The organism is Cryobacterium sp. Hh38, assembly GCF_004403235.1.
In the GTDB taxonomy this organism is placed as follows: Bacteria; Actinomycetota; Actinomycetes; order Actinomycetales; family Microbacteriaceae; genus Cryobacterium; species Cryobacterium levicorallinum.
The window spans coordinates 58,032-75,299 of sequence record NZ_SOHD01000022.1 but is presented as its reverse complement, the minus strand read 5'-3'; the positions used below and the strand labels follow the sequence as shown (position 1 = coordinate 75,299).

The 17,268-nt window shown below is 64.6% G+C and carries 12 protein-coding genes; 3 read left to right on the top strand and 9 right to left on the bottom strand.

The features are described from left to right. Window positions 1–11: 11 nt before the first annotated feature. The 8 genes from E3T41_RS07590 to E3T41_RS07555 form a co-directional block, all read right to left on the bottom strand. Complete coding sequence (locus E3T41_RS07590) at window positions 12–665, bottom strand: hypothetical protein (protein WP_092452157.1); 654 nt, start codon at window positions 663–665, stop codon at window positions 12–14. An 87-nt stretch (window positions 666–752) separates the two neighbouring features. After that, entirely contained in the window at window positions 753–4,121 is a 3,369-nt protein-coding gene (locus E3T41_RS07585; RefSeq protein WP_134477958.1) for an ATP-binding protein, read from the bottom strand. Beyond that, window positions 4,118–4,777, bottom strand: a complete 660-nt coding sequence (locus E3T41_RS07580; RefSeq protein WP_092452164.1) for a DUF4194 domain-containing protein — start codon at window positions 4,775–4,777, stop codon at window positions 4,118–4,120. Before E3T41_RS07580 ends, E3T41_RS07585 begins: the two co-directional genes overlap by 4 nt. Next, window positions 4,770–6,266 carry a DUF3375 family protein gene (locus tag E3T41_RS07575; protein WP_166787610.1) on the bottom strand — a complete coding sequence of 499 codons (1,497 nt, stop codon included), beginning with the start codon at window positions 6,264–6,266 and terminating at the stop codon, window positions 4,770–4,772. The genes E3T41_RS07580 and E3T41_RS07575 overlap by 8 nt, the downstream gene beginning before the upstream one ends. Before the next feature lie 58 nt (window positions 6,267–6,324). Then, window positions 6,325–8,436 carry an alpha/beta fold hydrolase gene (locus E3T41_RS07570; protein WP_092452169.1) on the bottom strand — a complete coding sequence of 704 codons (2,112 nt, stop codon included), beginning with the start codon at window positions 8,434–8,436 and terminating at the stop codon, window positions 6,325–6,327. Window positions 8,437–8,498: 62 nt separating this feature from the next. After that, on the bottom strand, window positions 8,499–10,103 hold the full coding sequence (locus E3T41_RS07565) for an HNH endonuclease signature motif containing protein (protein ID WP_134477956.1): 1,605 nt from the start codon (window positions 10,101–10,103) through the stop codon (window positions 8,499–8,501). A gap of 221 nt (window positions 10,104–10,324) precedes the next feature. After that, window positions 10,325–12,556 (bottom strand): UvrD-helicase domain-containing protein, encoded by a 2,232-nt coding sequence (locus E3T41_RS07560; RefSeq protein WP_134477954.1) that lies wholly within the window; start codon window positions 12,554–12,556, stop codon window positions 10,325–10,327. Between the two features lie 426 nt (window positions 12,557–12,982). After that, window positions 12,983–13,603: a GAF and ANTAR domain-containing protein gene (locus tag E3T41_RS07555; protein ID WP_134477952.1), complete on the bottom strand. Its 621-nt coding sequence runs from the start codon at window positions 13,601–13,603 to the stop codon at window positions 12,983–12,985. A gap of 229 nt (window positions 13,604–13,832) precedes the next feature. Here E3T41_RS07555 and E3T41_RS07550 point away from each other — a divergent pair, with 229 nt between their 5' ends. Continuing rightward, window positions 13,833–14,681, top strand: a complete 849-nt coding sequence (locus tag E3T41_RS07550; protein WP_092452181.1) for an alpha/beta fold hydrolase — start codon at window positions 13,833–13,835, stop codon at window positions 14,679–14,681. A 69-nt stretch (window positions 14,682–14,750) separates the two neighbouring features. Here the strand turns inward: E3T41_RS07550 and E3T41_RS07545 are convergent, their stop codons facing one another. Beyond that, window positions 14,751–15,488, bottom strand: coding sequence for a hypothetical protein (locus E3T41_RS07545; protein ID WP_134477950.1), 738 nt, complete (start codon window positions 15,486–15,488; stop codon window positions 14,751–14,753). A 593-nt stretch (window positions 15,489–16,081) separates the two neighbouring features. Here E3T41_RS07545 and E3T41_RS07540 point away from each other — a divergent pair. Then, a complete protein-coding gene (locus tag E3T41_RS07540) occupies window positions 16,082–16,501 on the top strand; it encodes a prevent-host-death protein (RefSeq protein ID WP_104131715.1) in 420 nt (139 codons plus the stop codon). Between the two features lie 184 nt (window positions 16,502–16,685). Beyond that, the gene (locus E3T41_RS18470) at window positions 16,686–16,943 is read left to right on the top strand and encodes a hypothetical protein (protein WP_233194954.1); all 258 of its coding nucleotides are present in this window, start codon (window positions 16,686–16,688) and stop codon (window positions 16,941–16,943) included. The last annotated feature ends 325 nt before the right edge of the window (window positions 16,944–17,268 follow it).

Sequence of the window (17,268 nt, the reverse complement as noted above, 5' to 3'; positions counted from 1 at the left end):
AACAATCCCCCTCATTGGGGTCCAAGCGTCGAGGTCGTGACCCGTCGGGAAGGTAGCCACACGCCCGAAGCGGGGTGATACGGTAGCAAAAAGTGGAGCAGCAGCCCCGACAATGCGGTAACAGCTGCCGCACCGATGGCGCCGAAATTCGTGTGCTGGGCATCGACGTCGACCCCGACGAGGGTGGTCAAAGTCCAGCCGAGAGCCCAAAGAGCGGCAACACCCAGTGCCCACAGCCAGCGGCGTCTGGCCCGCCGCGGCAGGGCGACGGCCTGCGCGGTGCCGAGAACGAGCCCGGTGACCGCGCCCATCAGGGCTAGTTCGGCCAGGGTGGTTCCATAGTCAACAACGGTTGAGCCGAGTAGCAGCCCCAGGCCCATTCCGATGGCCGACAGCGGTACCCAGATCAGCGGATCGAGTCGACGCCGGCTGACCAGCACCTGTCCAACGCCGATCACGACTCCGCAGACTGCACCACCGATCAGGGCCGATACGGGGTTGCTGAGCCGCCCACCGACGGCGGTTCCGGCGAGGCTGGCTATGGGAAAAGCGAGGAAACCGACGAGCCAGAGCAGCCAAGTTGAGAGAAAAGTGGGGTTACGAAAGCTGGGGTTGCGATGGAGTTGCCGCGATCCGATCACCTCTGCTCCAATCTCGTTGGCCACTCCACGCGCCGACCCACCAACATGCTACGCCCAAGCCGCTCGCAGTCCGAAGAGTAGAGTTCGCCAGCATTGATCCGCTTCAGTGAATCAGGCAGTGACCTCCGGTGACGCCAGCGGCGTGATGTAGGAGTAACCAGTGGCGGTGTTCTTGGTGATCGAGAGCACCAACTGCATGTGCGGTTCCAGGGCGGTGACCTTGTCGAGCGGAGCACCGACGATGAGTTGAAATCCGAGGCCCTTCCACGCGGCGACTGCACGCCCGGCGAACTCGGCATCGGATTTCACGAAACCCTCGTCGAGAAAGACCGGGGCAAAACGCGGCCGGGTGCGGCTCTCATCGCCGAGCTGAAAGCGCAGGGCTGCGCCGACGACGAAGGCCACGAGTTCCTGCGACTCGCCACCGCTCTTGCCGCCGAGCGAGGAATAGGTGCTCACCTCCACGCCGTCGGGCGTCACGCGCACGGCGGTGATTTCGACATGCTGGCGCACGTCGAGCAGCAGGTCCCGCTGGGAGTTATTCAGCCCGTCGGGCCGGCGAATCAAAGCCATGAACCGCTGCAGCCGGGTGAAGCGGTCCTCGGTTTCATCATCGGTGAATTGCTCCGTCGCGCCTGAAGAGAGCACCTTGAGCTCCTTGCGGAACGAGGTCGCGTCACCCGGGTGCAGGCGGCGCAGGGCGATCTGCAGGCGGTCCCGGCCCGCGCCGAACGGCAGGGTCGCGAGAATTTCGTTGATCGGTCGCAGCCGGTCTTCGATCTCCTCGATCGCCGAGTTGAACGCGCCGGTGAGCGGCACGAGGTCCTGGCCGCTCCAGGCGGAGAGTCGGCGCTTCCATTCCTGCCGCCGCTCCGACAGGCCGAGGGTGCGGATCGCGTCGAGAATGTCGGTGTAGCTCGTGACCGATTCGAGAGCGACGCCGATGTTCGGGTCGGGCCAGCGGCTCTGGAAGGACTCGAAGATGCCGATCATGGCCGCGCGATCGCGTGCCGCGCTGTCGCGGTCCTGCGCCGACTGCGCAATCAACCGCTCGCGCAGGCGTTTCAGGCCGGCGGGAAAACCGGAAAGATCGTTCTGGTCGGTGACCAGAGCAAACTGCTCACTCAGGTGCGCGGCATGTTCGGCCGCGAGCACGAGCGCGTCGCCCTGGTCGATCTGGTCCAGCCGCGCGCTCACCGTGTCTTGCGCGTCGACGATGCTGCTCTGCTCCTCGGCCAGCGTTGCGCCGGTCCGGTCGGCCGCGTGCTTCTGCTTTCCGGCAACATCGAGTTGGAGGGCCAGCCGGCTCTCTTCATCGTTCAGGGCGCGCAGGATATCGCTGCCGGCGAGCATCCGTTCTTGCTCGGATTTCTTGCCCGCAATGCGCTCGGCAGCCGCCGCAACGTCGATGGTCGACCAGTCAGTGTCGAGAATGTGCTGGTGAGCGGCCTGGTTATCGCGCAGTCCGACCAAGCTGTCTGCGACAGCGGATGCCCGTCCAGCGACAGCATCGGCCACCCGCCCCTGCGCCGCGAGTTCCGACGCAATGTCGTCGAGCCGGGCGCGGCTGGAGAATCCGATGATCGATTTCTGACCCGCGTTTGCGCCGTGGGCGCCCCGGGACCCATTGCGAGTCTGCCCGCTCGAAGTCACCCGTGCGCCTGCGCCACCCAGCTCGGATGGGCTGGCCACGCACAGTGCGTCGAGGTTTGCGCTCCGCAGGCGCGCCTGCACCCAGCTGCTGAACGGCGAGTCTTTCACGTCGAGCTTGCCCGAGACGTAACGGGCGTCGCTGACGGCCACGACGTGCGGCTTCAGCTCAACACCCTCAAAGTGGATGCGCAGCGGCAGCTGCAGCGGGTCGATCGCCGCGCTGAGCTGAGAGATCCGGGTCTCATCGACGAGCAGAACCTTGACGACCGAGGCGAGGGTCACCTCGGCGGCCAGCCGCCACTGCTCTTCACCGGCGGCGAGGTCGATCAGTTCGGCCACGAACGGCAGCTCATCGACCGGAATGTTCGCCGCTTCGGAGATCAGCAGCCGGGCCTGATGCAGTTGCTGGGGCACGAGGCTCTCGCGTCCGGTCAGAAAGGCACGTTCCTGCTTGAGCAAGCGGATGCCCTCCTCCATCGGGTACGACTCGCGTTGCAGCGCAGAGCGGGTCGCTTCCAGTGCGGCCTCGGCGGCGGCGAACGCGGCGGCGAATTCTTCGGCGGCGCGCTGAGCAGCCGCGAAGGATGCGGGCGAATCGAGCTGCAGGGCGAGATTCTGCACCCGATCGTCGAAGCTCGCGCGCTCGCGAGCCACGTCGTCGTGCCGGTGGCGTAGCTGGGTGAGTTCGTTCTGCAGGCGTTCGAGCAGGTCGCCGCCGTTGTTGCGTTGCTGGTGTTGCAAGTCGGCCACCCGGGTTTTCAGAGCGGTCTCCCCGTCACGCGCCTGGCTCAGGGCGACCCGGTTATCCCGGCGGGCGACCCGGTTGGTGTCGGCGGCGGTCTCGAGGAGGGCCTGCTCGGTCTGCAACTGCCACAGCACGAACGGGGTATCGCCGGCCCGGTGCACGCCGAAGGTGTCGACCAGATCGGCCTTGGCCGTCGCGGCCTCATAGCCGGCGTTGAGCTCGGGCAGGCGTTCGAGCACCTGCGCCTTCTGCGCCTCGGTGACCATGGCGCCGTAGGAACGCTCGAGGTCTTCGAAGTGGTCGACGGCCTTGTCGGCGGCGGCGAAGGTGGCCGGCTCTTCGAGCACCATCGACTTATACAGTCCATCGACCGTTTTCACCTGCTGGCCCGCCTGAATGCGGGCGAGCAGGCGCAACGCTTTGCTGCCCTCACCGTTGGCGCCGATGCCGAGCCGCGTATACAGCGTCTGGGCGAACGCCGCGTAGGTATCGAAGACGTCGAGGCCGTCGAAGTGGGCTTTCAGGGCGCGCTTGTCGAACCGATTCCCGGCGATGGCGGCAAGGTCGCGCAGGTCGAGGCATCCGTCTGTCGTAGCCATTTTCATGGTGACGTCGGCGAATTTGTGGGCGCCGCGCGGCACGAAGTAGGCCCGCAGCACGGTGAAGCGGCGCTGGTTGTCGTCGACGAAGGTCATGGCGATGGCGCCCCAGGTGGCTGCGTTTGCGCCGCGCAGCACCTGGTCGGTCAGCTCGTCGGTGCCGGCTTCGCGGTTGGCGTCGGTCTTGCCGCGAAGGTAGGTCATCAGGTTGCGCTGGTCGACGCTGCGGGCCCGGCCGGAGCCGGCGTCGTTCGACGCACCGTTGAACGGGGTGTCCGAGGGCATCATGAGGGCGAGGTAGGCGTCGAGCAGGCTGCTCTTGCCGGTGCCGGAGGCTCCGGAGACGAGCGTGGCCGAGGCACTGAAGTCGACCTCGTGGTGGCCATGAAAGCCGCCCCAATTGACCAGTTGCATCGATTCGGCACGCCACTGCGTGGTGCCCTCGGTGGCGCCGTTGATATAGAACAGCGGGGAATCGTTCATACCAGGGGCTCCATCAGCGGTTCGTTATTTTCGGCGCGCAGCCACTCGAGCAGCTCACGCAGGCGCTCCACCGGCAGCAGCACTTCGATCACTGCGGAGATGCGAAAGCGGTCGGGGTCGCTGGTTTTCAGCAGCACCCGCGCCTTGGTGAGGCTGTCGACGGCGGCCGTCGCCTTGCGCGCGTCGCCGGACAGGTCGGTCGCGTGCTCCGGCCGAAAATGGGCAACGTTGTCGACCAGGTTGTCGCGGTCGACCAGAACAATTTCCAAACCGTTGGCGCGTTCGCTGCGAAAACGCTGGCGGAGCAGCACGAGCAGAATGGTCTCTTCCCGGCTGTAGGCGACGTCGTGCAGCAGGGTGGGGAAGCGTTCGCCGCCCTCGGCGAGGGCCTGCCTCTTGAAGGCGATCTCGTAGTGCAGGTCAACGTGCAGGTCGAGAAAGACGTCGTTGAGCCGGGATTTGAGCAGGCTCTGCGACTTCAGCAGGGTCTGCCACTCGGCCGGCTGTAGTGCCGACGAAATATAGCGGTGCTTGAGCAGCAGCACGAGCGTCCGGCGCTGCTCCACGCTCAGGCCGCCCTCATCCCCCTCGAACAGCGAGAGGCTGGCCGGGTCGCTGTCTATGCCGGTGTCGTCGTCAGCCAGGTCGTCAGTCATTCTCGGAACCCAAATTCTGGGCGGCCAGTGCCGCCGTGTCGTCGTCGGTCAAAATGAGGCGCGGCACCTCGAAGAAACGCACCGAGCCATCCGGTCGCACCGTTTCAAAGCTCTCGAGCCCAGCCGTGCCCGGGCTGAGCTGGGCGGCGAGCTGCAGCAGGCCGAGGATCTCGACCGGCCGACGCAGGCTCGCGTCGAGCCCGTTGAAGGCGCTGCCAATGGATGCCGCCTCCCCCGTCCCGAATGCGACCACGAGGGCGTCGCGCAGTTCTTGGAGCAGTGGCCCACCCTGCTGCCGCAGGGCGTCGAGGCTCGGCGCCGCGGGCGCGGCGCCCGACACATCGGCCAGCGCGGGCGGAGCACGGTGGGCGACCGGATCGTAGAACCGTTCGGGCAGGTGCTCAACGTCGAGGGTGCCCGGCATCAGTTCGGCGGTGACAGTAGAGCGGGGCCCGGCGGTTTGCATCCAAGTCGCGAGCTCGCGATTGACGTCGCGCAGCACACGTTCAAGCTCGCGATCTTTCACGACGTCATGGTTGACGATGTGCTCGCGCAGCGTGGTCGTGAGCCCCTTGCGCTGGGTCAGCACGTCGTCGATGCCCTTGCGAATGAGGGTGACCGTGCTCATGAAGCTGCGGCGTTCGGTGCGACTGAGTTCGAGGGCGAACGGATGCAGCAGAATCGTCTCGAGATCCGCTTTCAGCCCCTGCAGCAGAGCGTCGTTGCGCAGCAGGGTGAACGCGCCCTCGAAGGCGCGACCCTCCGCGGTCGACGACATGAGGGCATCCGTTTTGGCGAGGTAGTCGTCGAGAACCTCGCTGATCGGCCGTTCCTCGCCGCGGAAGTCGTTGACGATCTGGCGATGCATGGCCGCGACGGACTCTTCGACCCGTTTAAAGTCGCTCGGCAGCTGCTGAATAAGGTTGATGAGGTTGGCGTAGCCCTCGTGCATCTGCTCGTTGGAGGCCGGCTCAATGTCGCCGCCGTCGGAGAGCCGGTCACGCTCGCTGCTGAGCTCGTGGATCTGCTGGTCGAGACGCCGCACCCGCGCCTCGCGGTCTGGGTTAGCTTCGGTGGCGCGATGACGCACGGTGTCGACGATCGTGGTGAGGCGGGATTCGCTGATCAGCGCCCGATCTCGGGCGAGACCGTCGACGAGCAGCAGTGCTTCGAGGGCGTGGCTGGTGAGCGAGTAGTGTTCCTCCCCCGCGTCGCTGATCTCCCGGTAGAGCCAGAGGTCGTTCATCCACTGCACGCAGAGGGCGCGGCCCGTTTTCTCGGGCGCATCCAGGCCGATGCTGCGGAGGTCGGCGAGGTAGGCATCCACTTGGGTGTGCAGTGCCTCGCAGGAAACGCTGCGATGCTCACGGCTGAATGAACTCTTGAACACAGCGAGCACGAACGGCGCCCATTTGCGGTCGAGCAGTCGAAGGGTGGGTTTGTCGAAGGCTTCGCGCACCCGCGCCAATTCGCCTGCAATGTCACTCAATAGCTGGTTCCTTTCCAGCTCTCCACTTTAACCGACTTGCGGGGCGCCCCTGACCTGATCAGCCAAGCAGGCGCGGCCGCTTCCAGTCGGCGCCGTGCACGTGCTGGTCCAGAAAAGCGAACACGGTCTGGTACCAGACCACCGCGTGTTGAGGCTTGAGGACCCAATGGTTCTCGTCGGGAAAGAACAGGAATTTGTGCTGGGTACTGCCGTCGACCCCTGCGTGGTGTTCGGCGAGCTCAGACCACAGCCGCAGGCTTTCGCCAATCGGCACCCGGTAGTCGTGGTCACCGTGAATGACGAGCATCGGCGTGACGATCTCGCGCACCGCCTGGTGCGGCGAATTGTCGATCATGCCTTGCGCCGAGAATATGCTCTGCCAGTATTGCGAGTCGTCGGTCGTTCCGTTGAACTGGTCGAGCGACCACAGGCTCGCGTGGCTGACGATGGCGCGGAACCGATCGGTGTGGCCGGCGATCCAGTTGGCCAAATAGCCTCCGAATGATCCGCCCATCGCTGCGGTGCGGGTCTCGTCGATCTCGGGCAGCTCTTCGACTGCATCAACGATCGCGAGCAGGTCGGTGTAGGGCTTGCAACCCCAGGCGTTCCAGCCACGAGCGATGAAATCGAGCCCGTAGCCGGTCGAGAGCGCGGGGTCGGGCAAGAGCACCGCGTAACCTCGGGCTAGGGCGAGCAGCGGGCTCCACCGCCAGCTCCAGGCGTTCCAACTGTTCAGCGGGCCGCCGTGAATCCATAGTAGAAGCGGGGCCGGATGCTCCTGCCCGGCTCCCGCAGGCAGCAGTAGCCAGGCGCGTACTCGCGCTCCGTCTTCGGCCACGGTCTCAACCTCGGTGATCGTGCCGGGAACCTCGGGGAGCGCGGCCGGTGTGGCGAGCATGCTGACGGTACCGGAGCGGCCGATGCGCACCGGATGCGCCGGCGCGATCCAGGAGGAGCGCAAGGCCACGAGGTCGCCGGTCTGGGCATCGACGCAGACGTTGGTGTAGCTGAAGTCGTCGGTGGTGAGCTGCTCGGGCGCTCCGCCGTCTAGCGGTACGCGAAAGATCGGACCGCGGCCGTCGTGGTCGGCCGTGACGATAAGGGCCTGGTTGGATTCGGTGTCCGCGTCGAAGACCAGGCTGGTCGGCCAGCGGTCCCATTCGGCGGCGAGGCGACGCGGGCGGCGGCCGTCCAGGTCGGCAGCCCAGAGTTCTTGGTCGGCCGGACCCTCCGGGGTACTGACGGCTGTTCGCACGAAGGCGATCTGTCTACCGTCGAGGCTCACAGCCGGGAATTCGAAGTCAACCTTCAATTCGTCGAACAGGGTGGTCTGGGTGCCGGTCGCGACGTCGATGGAAGCCAGCACATAGCGACCGGAGCGTTGCTCAGCAACCCGCAGGGCGACGATTAGTGTGGATCCGTCCGGGGTTAGGGCCTGGCCGGCGGTATCCATGGTGCGACCGGGGGCGGCCGTGAGGTCTCGGGGACGCGGGAGGTCGGCTGGATAAGGAGCGGGGGCATCCGCTTCGCTGACCGTGTCGCTGGCGCTGGCGGGAGGTGCGATCGTGTCCTGCAGGTCGGCGAGGTCGAGCGCCAGCAGGTGGGGTTCGGCCGGACCGAGATCGTGGTCCCAGAACCGCACCGGGTAGCTCTCGTGCAGAATAGCCGCGACCTTCTTCTCGGTGCGTTCCTTGCGGGCGGCGCCTTCAGCTTCGAGGTCGGCGGCGCTCGGCAGGAGCTCGGCGGCGATCACGAGGTTGGAGGAGGAGGACGCCACCGCGGCGATGCCGGATACTCCCCCCGCCAGGCGGGTGATCGCGCGAGCCTCGCCGCCGGCAACAGGCAGCAGCCAGAGCTGGGCGGCCACGGCGTCCGTGTCAGCACCCTTGTCAGCAGCCGCGTCGAGGCGGGTGGAAACGAACAAAACGTCTCCGTCGGCCGTAAACGCGGCCCCGGATTCGCCCTTCGCCGACCGGGTCAGGCGGGTCGGAACGCCGGTGCCGTCGGCGGCCACTGACCACAGTGCCCGCTCATAGCTCGTCTGGTCGCGGGTGAGGGTCGCAACAGTGAGGACGACCCGCTGCCCGTCGGGCGAGAGCGCGAGGCCCTCCACCCGCGGCAGCGCCACGTAGTCATCGAGACTGGAAAAGGGCGTGGGGTGAGACTCCATTGTCATGCTTCAACGCTACCCGACCGGAATGACTAGCCGCTGGCGCACGCGTCGCCGGAGGCTCAGGTGCGCCATGGTCGTTCGGGCCGGTAGGGTTCGGGGCTGGGGGTGTTGGCTCGGTGATTGTGGGCGGGTCGCCAGGTTTGGGTTGGGTCAAAGAGCAGTGGTCCGAGTATGTGGGGTCGGCCCTTGATCATGCGGATTCTCCATCCGCTGGTGTCGATGGTGTGGTGGTGGAACCAGCAGAGGAGGACGCCGTTGTCGATGTTGGTGAGGCCGTGTTTTTGCCATGGGATAACGTGGTGGACTTCGCTCCACCGGGCGGGAATGGTACAGCCGGGGATGATGCAGCCTCCGTCGCGGGCGGCGATGGCGGTGCGTTGCTTGGCGGTGAAGCAGCGAACTGTGTCGCCGAGGTAGAGCACGTCGCCGTTGTCGCCGAACAGTACCTTTCGGGCGCCGCCGGTGCAGATGGCTTCTGTCACCCGGCGGAACGAGACCGGGGCTTCGATACCGTCGATCCAGCCAACGCCACGGCCCTGGTCGAGGTCGCTGGCGTTGATGTGGATCATGACGGTCGGGGCCGCACCGCCCATCGTCGGGGTCTGCGGGTCGCGCGCGGCCGCTTCAAACACGGAGCGAAGGATGTCAGCACGCTTCTCACCGCCGGTGCGGCGGTCCCCGTCGAAGCGGGTATCGCCGCTGAACGGGTCGGCACTGAACGGGTCGGCACTGAACGGGTCGGCGCCGAACGGTTCGGCGCCGAAGCGCTCACCCTTCGTGCTCGGGCCGTCGATGTAAACGCCGTCCAGCTCGCTGGGGTCATTGCCGGGTTCGGTGGGTTCAAATCGCGGTGTGCGGGACCGCGCCGATAGGAACGTGTCGAACAACGTGTCCATGATGCCGCGCAGTTCCGGGGTGACGTTGGCGTGCACCGGGTAGAGCCCGTTGCGCAGCAGGCCGAAGGTCAACGTGCTTTTCGCCTCGACGGCGTCGTCGTTGGGCGCGGTGCCGTCGGGGTCGAGCCGGCCCTGCCACTCCAGGGCTTGTGCCCGCAGCATGTCGGGCGCGAAGCGGATGCCCGCGCCCGGCAGCCCCACCGTCTCCGGCGTGATCTCCCCGGTCGCTGACGCCACCAGTGCACGTTCGACGCGGTCGAGGTCGTCCGGCAAGACCCGGCCCTGCAACGCGGTCAGGGTGCCGGCGATGATCTCCGCCGACTCCACCCCAAGCTCCCCACTCACGAGCCCCTCGGCAATGACCGGATACCGGGCCGCGACCGGCAAACCAAGCGGGGTGCGTTCGACCGCCGTCTCGCCCAGTTTCAGGCGACGCTTGGCTTCACGGCCGGAGATGCCAGCAAGTTGGGTGATGAGCTCAACGCGGTTACGGCATCCGTTCTTATACGCCAAAGATCCGTTGCCGAGGTCGGTCTCCGCGCGAACTCCAATGTCGGTGGTCGACCTCAGTCTGGCCGCATCGACCTTGCGCCCGAGGCCCTCCAGCGCGGCCATGACCGCGACCGCTTCACCGTCATCAAGATGACTAAACCGCACCCCGTCAACAACGGAAGCCAACAATGCACCGGCCTGAGCAATCACCGCAACCCGGGAACCCTCAAACTCCGGCATCGAACCGGCTGCTGCGGGCGGGACGGTGAGGGTCATGGCGACGATGCCTCCTTCACCCAGAATTATACTCCGAAACGCCCGTGAAAGCGAGACAATCTCAGTATTAAGGTGCGATTTTCTAAGAGTTGTCTACGATCAGCGAACGGGGCTCAAAGCTCGTTTGAGCAGCCAAGGTCAATTCGCTGCGCACCCTGGGAAGACACTTTCTCGATCAGGGCAGCTCGGCATCCGCATTGACGACGGCGTCAACAGCGACGTCAGCCGAGCGCATCACCGAGCGGCGCGTCGCCCACCAGGTACAGCCGCTGCGTGGCCCGGGTCATCGCGACGTAGAGCGCCCCAGCGCCACGCTCCGAGGCCGCAAGAATTGCCGCCGGGTCGACAACGATAACAGCGTCAAACTCCAGCCCCTTCGCGTCCTGCGGGGTGAGCAGCGCAATCTCCCGGCTCAAACCGAGCGCACCGACGCCGAGCAGGTCGCCGAATTCGGCCCGCAACGTTGTTTCGAGCTCGGCGAGACCGGCATCGACGACGATCACGGCCAGGGTGCCGCCAGCGCCGAGCGCCCGGTCCCGGCGAACCGCCGACGCGGCATCCGCCACCGTCTCGACCGGCCATTCGCTGGACCGAACCGTGCGGGAGGGCGTGATCGACAAGCCGTGCGAGATCGCGACGGTTTCGGCCGCTGTAGCGATCTGGCTCGGCGTGCGATAGTTCACGGTGAGCTCTTCGAGCCGCCAGCGGTCGGCCTCCGGCGAGCCCTCGAGTACCGGCTGCAGCGCCTCCTTCCAGCTAGCGGATGCCGCAGCGCTCGCCGCCTGCGCGATGTCGCCGACGATCGTGAACGACCTGCGCGGACCACGCCGCAACACGAGCCGCCACTGCATCGGGGAGAGTTCCTGCGCTTCGTCGATGACGACGTGGCCGTAGGTCCAGCTGCGGTCCCGCGCGGCACGCTCACTGGTCGTGGTCCGCTCATCGAGTTCGCCGGCACGAGCGGCGAGGTCTTTGGCGTTGACCAGCCCCTTCACCCGCATGTTTTCAATGGCCGTTTCGGCGTTCTCCACGTCACGCTTACGCTGTTCCTTGAGCGCGCGCTTCTTCGCCTGGTCGACCACGTTGTACTCGCCGAGCAGTTCGGCCGCCTCATCGAGCAGCGGAATGTCGGCGATCGTGAACTCGGCGTCGCGCGCGCGGGCCAGCAGCTTGCGCTGGGCAAAACGCCAGCGCGGAGTCAGCTCCTCCAGCCACTGCGGCCGCGCATACAGATCTTGCAGCAGTTTCTGCGGGGTCAGCGGCAGCCAGGCGGTGTTCAGCGCTACGCGCACGTCATCGGCCAGGCGCAGATCTTCGCGCAGCATCGGCAGGTCGGTATCGTCCATCGACCGGCCCTGCTGCTGCAGATGCTCGAGCCACACCCTGGACAGCGCGTTGATGGCCGTCTTCACGAACGTGACCCTGGCCTCGTTGTGGGTCTTGCCGGTGCCGCGAGCGCGCGCGATCGCCTGGGCGACCAGCTCCGGCTGCAGCACGATGCGGTCGCCGTTGACGACGAGCACCTGCGCGGCGGGCGGGGTGCGCTGCCGGGACTGCACGGCCCGGGCAATGAGGTCTGCCATGAAGGCTTGGCCTTTGAGAGCGGCAACGGCCGGGGCATCCTCTTCGGTCGCTTCGACGTTGGGAAACAACTGACCGACCGAGGCGAGCACGACCCCGGTCTCGCCGAGCGACGGCAGCACGGCCTCGATGTACTGCAGAAACGCGCGTGACGGGCCGATGATGAGCACACCGCTGTCGCGCAGGCGATCCCGGTGCGTGTACAGCAGGTAGGCGGCGCGGTGCAGAGCGACGGCGGTCTTGCCGGTTCCAGGGCCGCCCTGCACGACGAGAATTCCGGCCAGCTCCGAGCGGATAATGCGGTCCTGCTCCGCCTGAATGGTCGAGACGATGTCGGACATGTGCCCGGTGCGCTGCGCGGTGAGGGCCGCGAGCAGGGCCCCCTCGCCCTGATGCGTGGTCGCATCCGGCTCGGCGAGCAGGGCGGCATCGAGAATTTCGTCCTCGATGCGAATGATGCTGCGCCCCTTGGACAGCAGGTGACGGCGGACCCGGGCACCGAGCGGTGTGGCGGCCGTGGCCTGATAGAAGGCGCTGGCCTGCGGCACCCTCCAGTCCAGCAGCAGGGGCTTGTGGTCTTCGTCGCGCAGCCCGACCCGGCCGATGTAGCGGTAGACCGAGTCGCCGGAGTCGTCCGGCATGGTCTCGAGCCGACCGAATGCAAGCCGGTCGTCGACCTCGCGCAATTGCACGATGCGATCCTCGTACAGGCGGGCGAAGGTATCGCGTTCGCTGCGGGACTGGTGGTTGCCGCCCACGTCGAGGCGGCGCACCTCGATCAGCTGATGTTCGGCCTCTTCCGCTAGTGCATCCAACCGCTCATACAGCGACTGGACATAGTTCTGTTCCCGAACAAGCTCCTGGTCGATCACGCACGCACCCCTTAAACCGAAGTCACTAGTTTAGTCGCGGTCAGTGTGGGCCTTGCTGTGTGTATTGGGACGCTCGGGACGGCCTGGCCGGGCACGCTTCTTTCCCTGTGACCTTGATCGGTGAACGTCATCTCGGGCGTATTACCGACGGTGACGGGGACCCGGTGTCGGCTTGGTCGAGCACAGACGGTCCAGTCCACGGCTGCATTAGTCCCGCGATCGGTGGTTTCGTGGTCTGCTCGGCAGGGTCGGGAGGACCAGTCCAGGTCGGAAATCTAGCCAGTACCTCTAGGAATGCATGGCTCACGCAGTGCGTGAATCGGGACACCCGACCTAGATCATGACGCGGCTGCTGATCACGTCTGCGGCGCTTGTGTGCATCGGCTCCTGACGCGAACGGGCGTGCTCGCGCAGCCGCTGGAAAGCTTAATCCATATTGATGCCGTTTCGTTCAGCGATGACTCCCTTGGCCTGCTCGATGAACACTCTGCTATTGAGGGCACGCTGTAGCTGTTCGTTTACCGTTGCATTCTCTCGAGCCGTGCGTTCATAGAGAAGGCTGATCGTCGCGACGTCGGCTAGGGCCTGACCAATTGTCGCGTCTTCATCATTCAACACGCCTTTCTTCGTTCGAAACAGATTAAGCGCCCCGATGGTGTGGGGACGAAAACGCATCGGAATGGCGTGAACGGATTGGAAGCCCTGGGACAATGCCGCGGCCTGAAAAGTGGGGTAGAGATCCCCGTTGGTGGCGATATCGCTGAGCGTGACGACCTTTCCTGACCGATACGCGTCGATGCAGGGACCTGCTCCGGCTTCACGTTGCAAAACTTCAACGATCTGGCTTTCTTCACTCGTGGAGGCGACAACTTGCAGATTGCCGTTGTGGTCCGCTAGGAGGATGCCAGCTGCGGTGGCGTCAAGTAACACCACGCATTGGTCGACCAGGGTGTGCAGGAGATCGAGCACGTCATATTCGCCGACCAGTGCGTCAGCTAGTTCTACAAATGCTCCGCTTACCAGCGCGGCCCGGGTCATGCTCGTCATGCGGTTTAGTGTGGCTCTTAACTCGTAGCGGGTGGCGCGTCAGAGTCGAATGTCAGTGCTTTGGCAGGTTGCACGATCTTCCTCCTCAGTCCCGGTCAGTTCTGTCGAATGTGGGGAGACGAGCCCGACCGATGGTGCCGCCTACAGCCGTCTCCCAGCGAACACCGGTTACCTCGAAACAACCATCCCGATTACCTCCAAGGAACCATTCCGATTGCAAGGAGCGAACATGCCTTTCATCACCGTCACCGGTCAGAACGATCCGAGCGTTGAATTGCATTACGACGACGTCGGTGCAGGAAAGCCCGTCGTACTTATTCATGGTTGGCCCCTCAGCGGCAGATCCTGGGAGGGTCAGGTCCCCGCCCTGGTCGACGCCGGCTACCGGGTGATTACCTACGACCGTCGCGGGTTCGGCCAGTCGTCACAGCCCTGGAACGGGTACGACTACGACACGTTCGCTGCCGACCTGAAGACCGTTCTTGATACCCTGGACCTGCGGGATGTTACGCTCATCGGATTCTCGATGGGCGGCGGCGAGCTCGCCCGCTACGTCAGTACCTACGGCACCGACCGCATCGCGAAACTCGTCTTCGCCAGCGCGGTGCCGCCGTACCTCTGGAAATCTGAGGACAACCCTGACGGCGGTGTCGACGCCGACCTGGCCCAGTGGTTCCACGACGGTTTGACCGGCGACCGGCCGGCATTCCTGAACGAGTTCCTGACGATGTTCTTCACGGCGGGTAAACCGTCCTTGGTCAACAAGCCGAAGGTCAGTTCCGAACAGATTGCGTACAACCTCGATATCGCCCAGATGGCTTCACCGAAGGGCACGCTCGATTGCACCACCGCCTTCGCGACGACGGACTTTCGCGATGACCTGACGAAAATTACCATCCCGACCCTGGTGATTCACGGCGACTCTGACATCATCGTGCCGTTCGAGGTCAGCGGCAAGCGCACGCACGAGGCCATCTCCGGCAGCGTACTCGTATTGATTGAAGACGCCCCCCACGGTCTCACCGTTTCCCACAAGGACGAATGGAACCGGCACGTACTCGCGTTCCTCGCCAAGTAGCACGCCCGACCGGGCCCCCACCCACGATGCCGGACCCTGTCGGTACGCGGCGAGCCTGCAAGCTTTTCCTTACCTGTTCACCCGGTCACCCCAGACGTGGACGAGAACCCGCACGACGAGATAATGACCTCCAAGAACTGTCGGTGGGCAGCTTGGCCCCTTCGCATGTAAAGGTCTACTCGCAGAAAGTGACGCGGCAGTCAACGGCAGGCTGGAGTGGTCAGGGCTGGAATTTTCCCAGCACGCAGGCCGTGGTCGCTGACATCTGACCACCTGGGTATGGGTCTGCGCGGTGTAAGCCGCGACAGCCGCTCGCGTTGACGGAAACAAGAGCAGAAACTGCCCGGCGCTCTGATCGTTGGTGCCGTCAGTGGACCTGGTCGCTGGCACGACGTTCCACTCATTCGGGTCGTTCACAACCGACGTCAGGAAGCTACTGATCAGCCTGTATACGAGGGCACGATGCGTGGCATTCGGCGTGACTCGGGGTGTCTGAAGACCCGTGGCGAACTCGATCATCTTCACGATCTCGTGCGAACTATCCGAGTTCACAATGCGTCGCCACTCCATGTTGACGGCCTCACCCAAAACCACAAATCTGATGCCGCGTTCCAAATCGAACTGAATGCGCATGCCATCTTGTTCGTCGTGGAGTAGAACTACTGGTCCGTCGTCTTCAGCTGTGACGCGCGTCATGAGTAGATGCGGATGCCGGCGAACCAATTCGCTGGCAATCCACCAGGTCTGCGCCGTCATAAACCGGCTGGCCGCCGCAAAACGCGACTCAGAGGGGGGATTGAAAGTCACCGGAAGGCGATCTGGTGGCGGTGTGCGGATCGGGTAACTAAATCAGGATTCAACATTGAGATGGAGTGCTCCGTCGTTTTAGGGTTCTCACCCGCGCGGTCGCGCGGGAACCAAGCAATCCAGCCATCAGCGCTAGGACGTTTCAAAGTTAGAGCGAAGTGACAAATACTCATATTACGGATTCTTGAATCCAAACCGCTCCCCCCGAAAGAGTTACGGGCCACCACGATGCCCGTTTTCAGCTAGTGGCGATCAACTCGCGCGATGTGAAGTGCATGGTGAAACGCGGTGGCAGATGGTGGTCATTGCGCACATGTCAGATCCGCACCGCGATGGAAGACCTCGAAGCGCCTAATCGGTTGGTCCAGGTAGCCGATCACCTGAGAAGCCTCGCTGTTCCGCCAGAGCTCGTCATTGTTGGTGGTGACCTAACTCGAACCGTGGGCGCCCGTCGTGCTGCCGAGCGGACAGCGTCGGCCCTGTGCATCAAGTGCCGAGGTGGCCAGAGGAGGTGACACCGAGATAACATGTACATGACGTACTCAACGTACGCTCGCATGTGCGCGCGGGTTCACCTGCGCAGAAAGGTCGAAATGCCACTTGTCGCCGATTACAGGACCTTTACAGACGTGCGCTCACATCTCAAGGAGGTGTTCGATGCAACCGCGCGCGGGCGAACCGTCACCGTGCAGCGCGATGGTCAGCTCTCTGCGGTCATGCCTGTGGATCGGCTCCGTACATACTTCTCTCGCACTGTATCGCCGCGCGTTCGCGTCACTCGGGAAGATGACCGCACCATTGCGTTGATGGAAGGTCGCCCCTTCGTGTCAGAGGGTACGGATGTTGACGGCGCGCTCGCTGACCTCGCCCTGTCGCTTCGTGAGTACGCCGAAGACTGGGACGACCGGCTGGAGCGTGCTCCGAATCACGCCGACAACTGGGCACTTGTGCAGCTCATCAAACTTTCAACCGACGAGCAGCTCCTCGAATGGCTTGAGCGCGGCGGTGAGTAAGCACCCGGCCACGACCCGCGAGGACCACGACGATTTCTGCGTGGCGGAAAAGTGGCAGCTCGTACGCGGCACATCAGGACAGCCTGTCAGACATCACCGCACCTATGAGTTGGCGCTCTGGGACGGGCAAATCCTCCGAACACGAATCTCCAGGCCCGTCGACCGGTCGACGTACTCTGCCGGGATGTGGACCCACATCCTGCGAACCCAACTCACCGTTGACGCTGACGCGTTTTGGGCCTGTGTTCGTGACAAGAAGTTGCCGGACCGCGGGGCACCCGAAACCGTGACCCAGAGGGAGCCATTACCGCTGTATCTCGTTCGGGCGCTCCGCGAACTCGGCGTTGACGAAAGCGAGAGCCTGGCACTGACCGCGGTGGAAGCAGCGCAGCTGCTCGCCGAGAAGATGGCCCAGCGCTACGGCTACCAAAGCCGTTCATGAGTGATTCGACACCGTCGTAGAACATGTCTCCCGTTGATGCCTTCTCGCCCGCGAACAGGGCCACTACGACCCGTCCATCCGTCAGTGGGAACCAGAAGGTCAGCCGACGCGCAATCCCGACGCGGCGAATCCTCGCAGTCTGGCCATACAGAAACGTCCCGTCAGCCGTTGGCTTACGGAGCGCTTGACATGTCGGTTCCTATCGCCTACCCCGGACGTTAATCAGGGGTGACAACACCCTTGGCCGCTGCGAGCGGACACCGGCGGCATCCGCTCTCATGTGTCGAATATTTACGGACCTGTTCGCTAATTCGGGGCGGCAGGA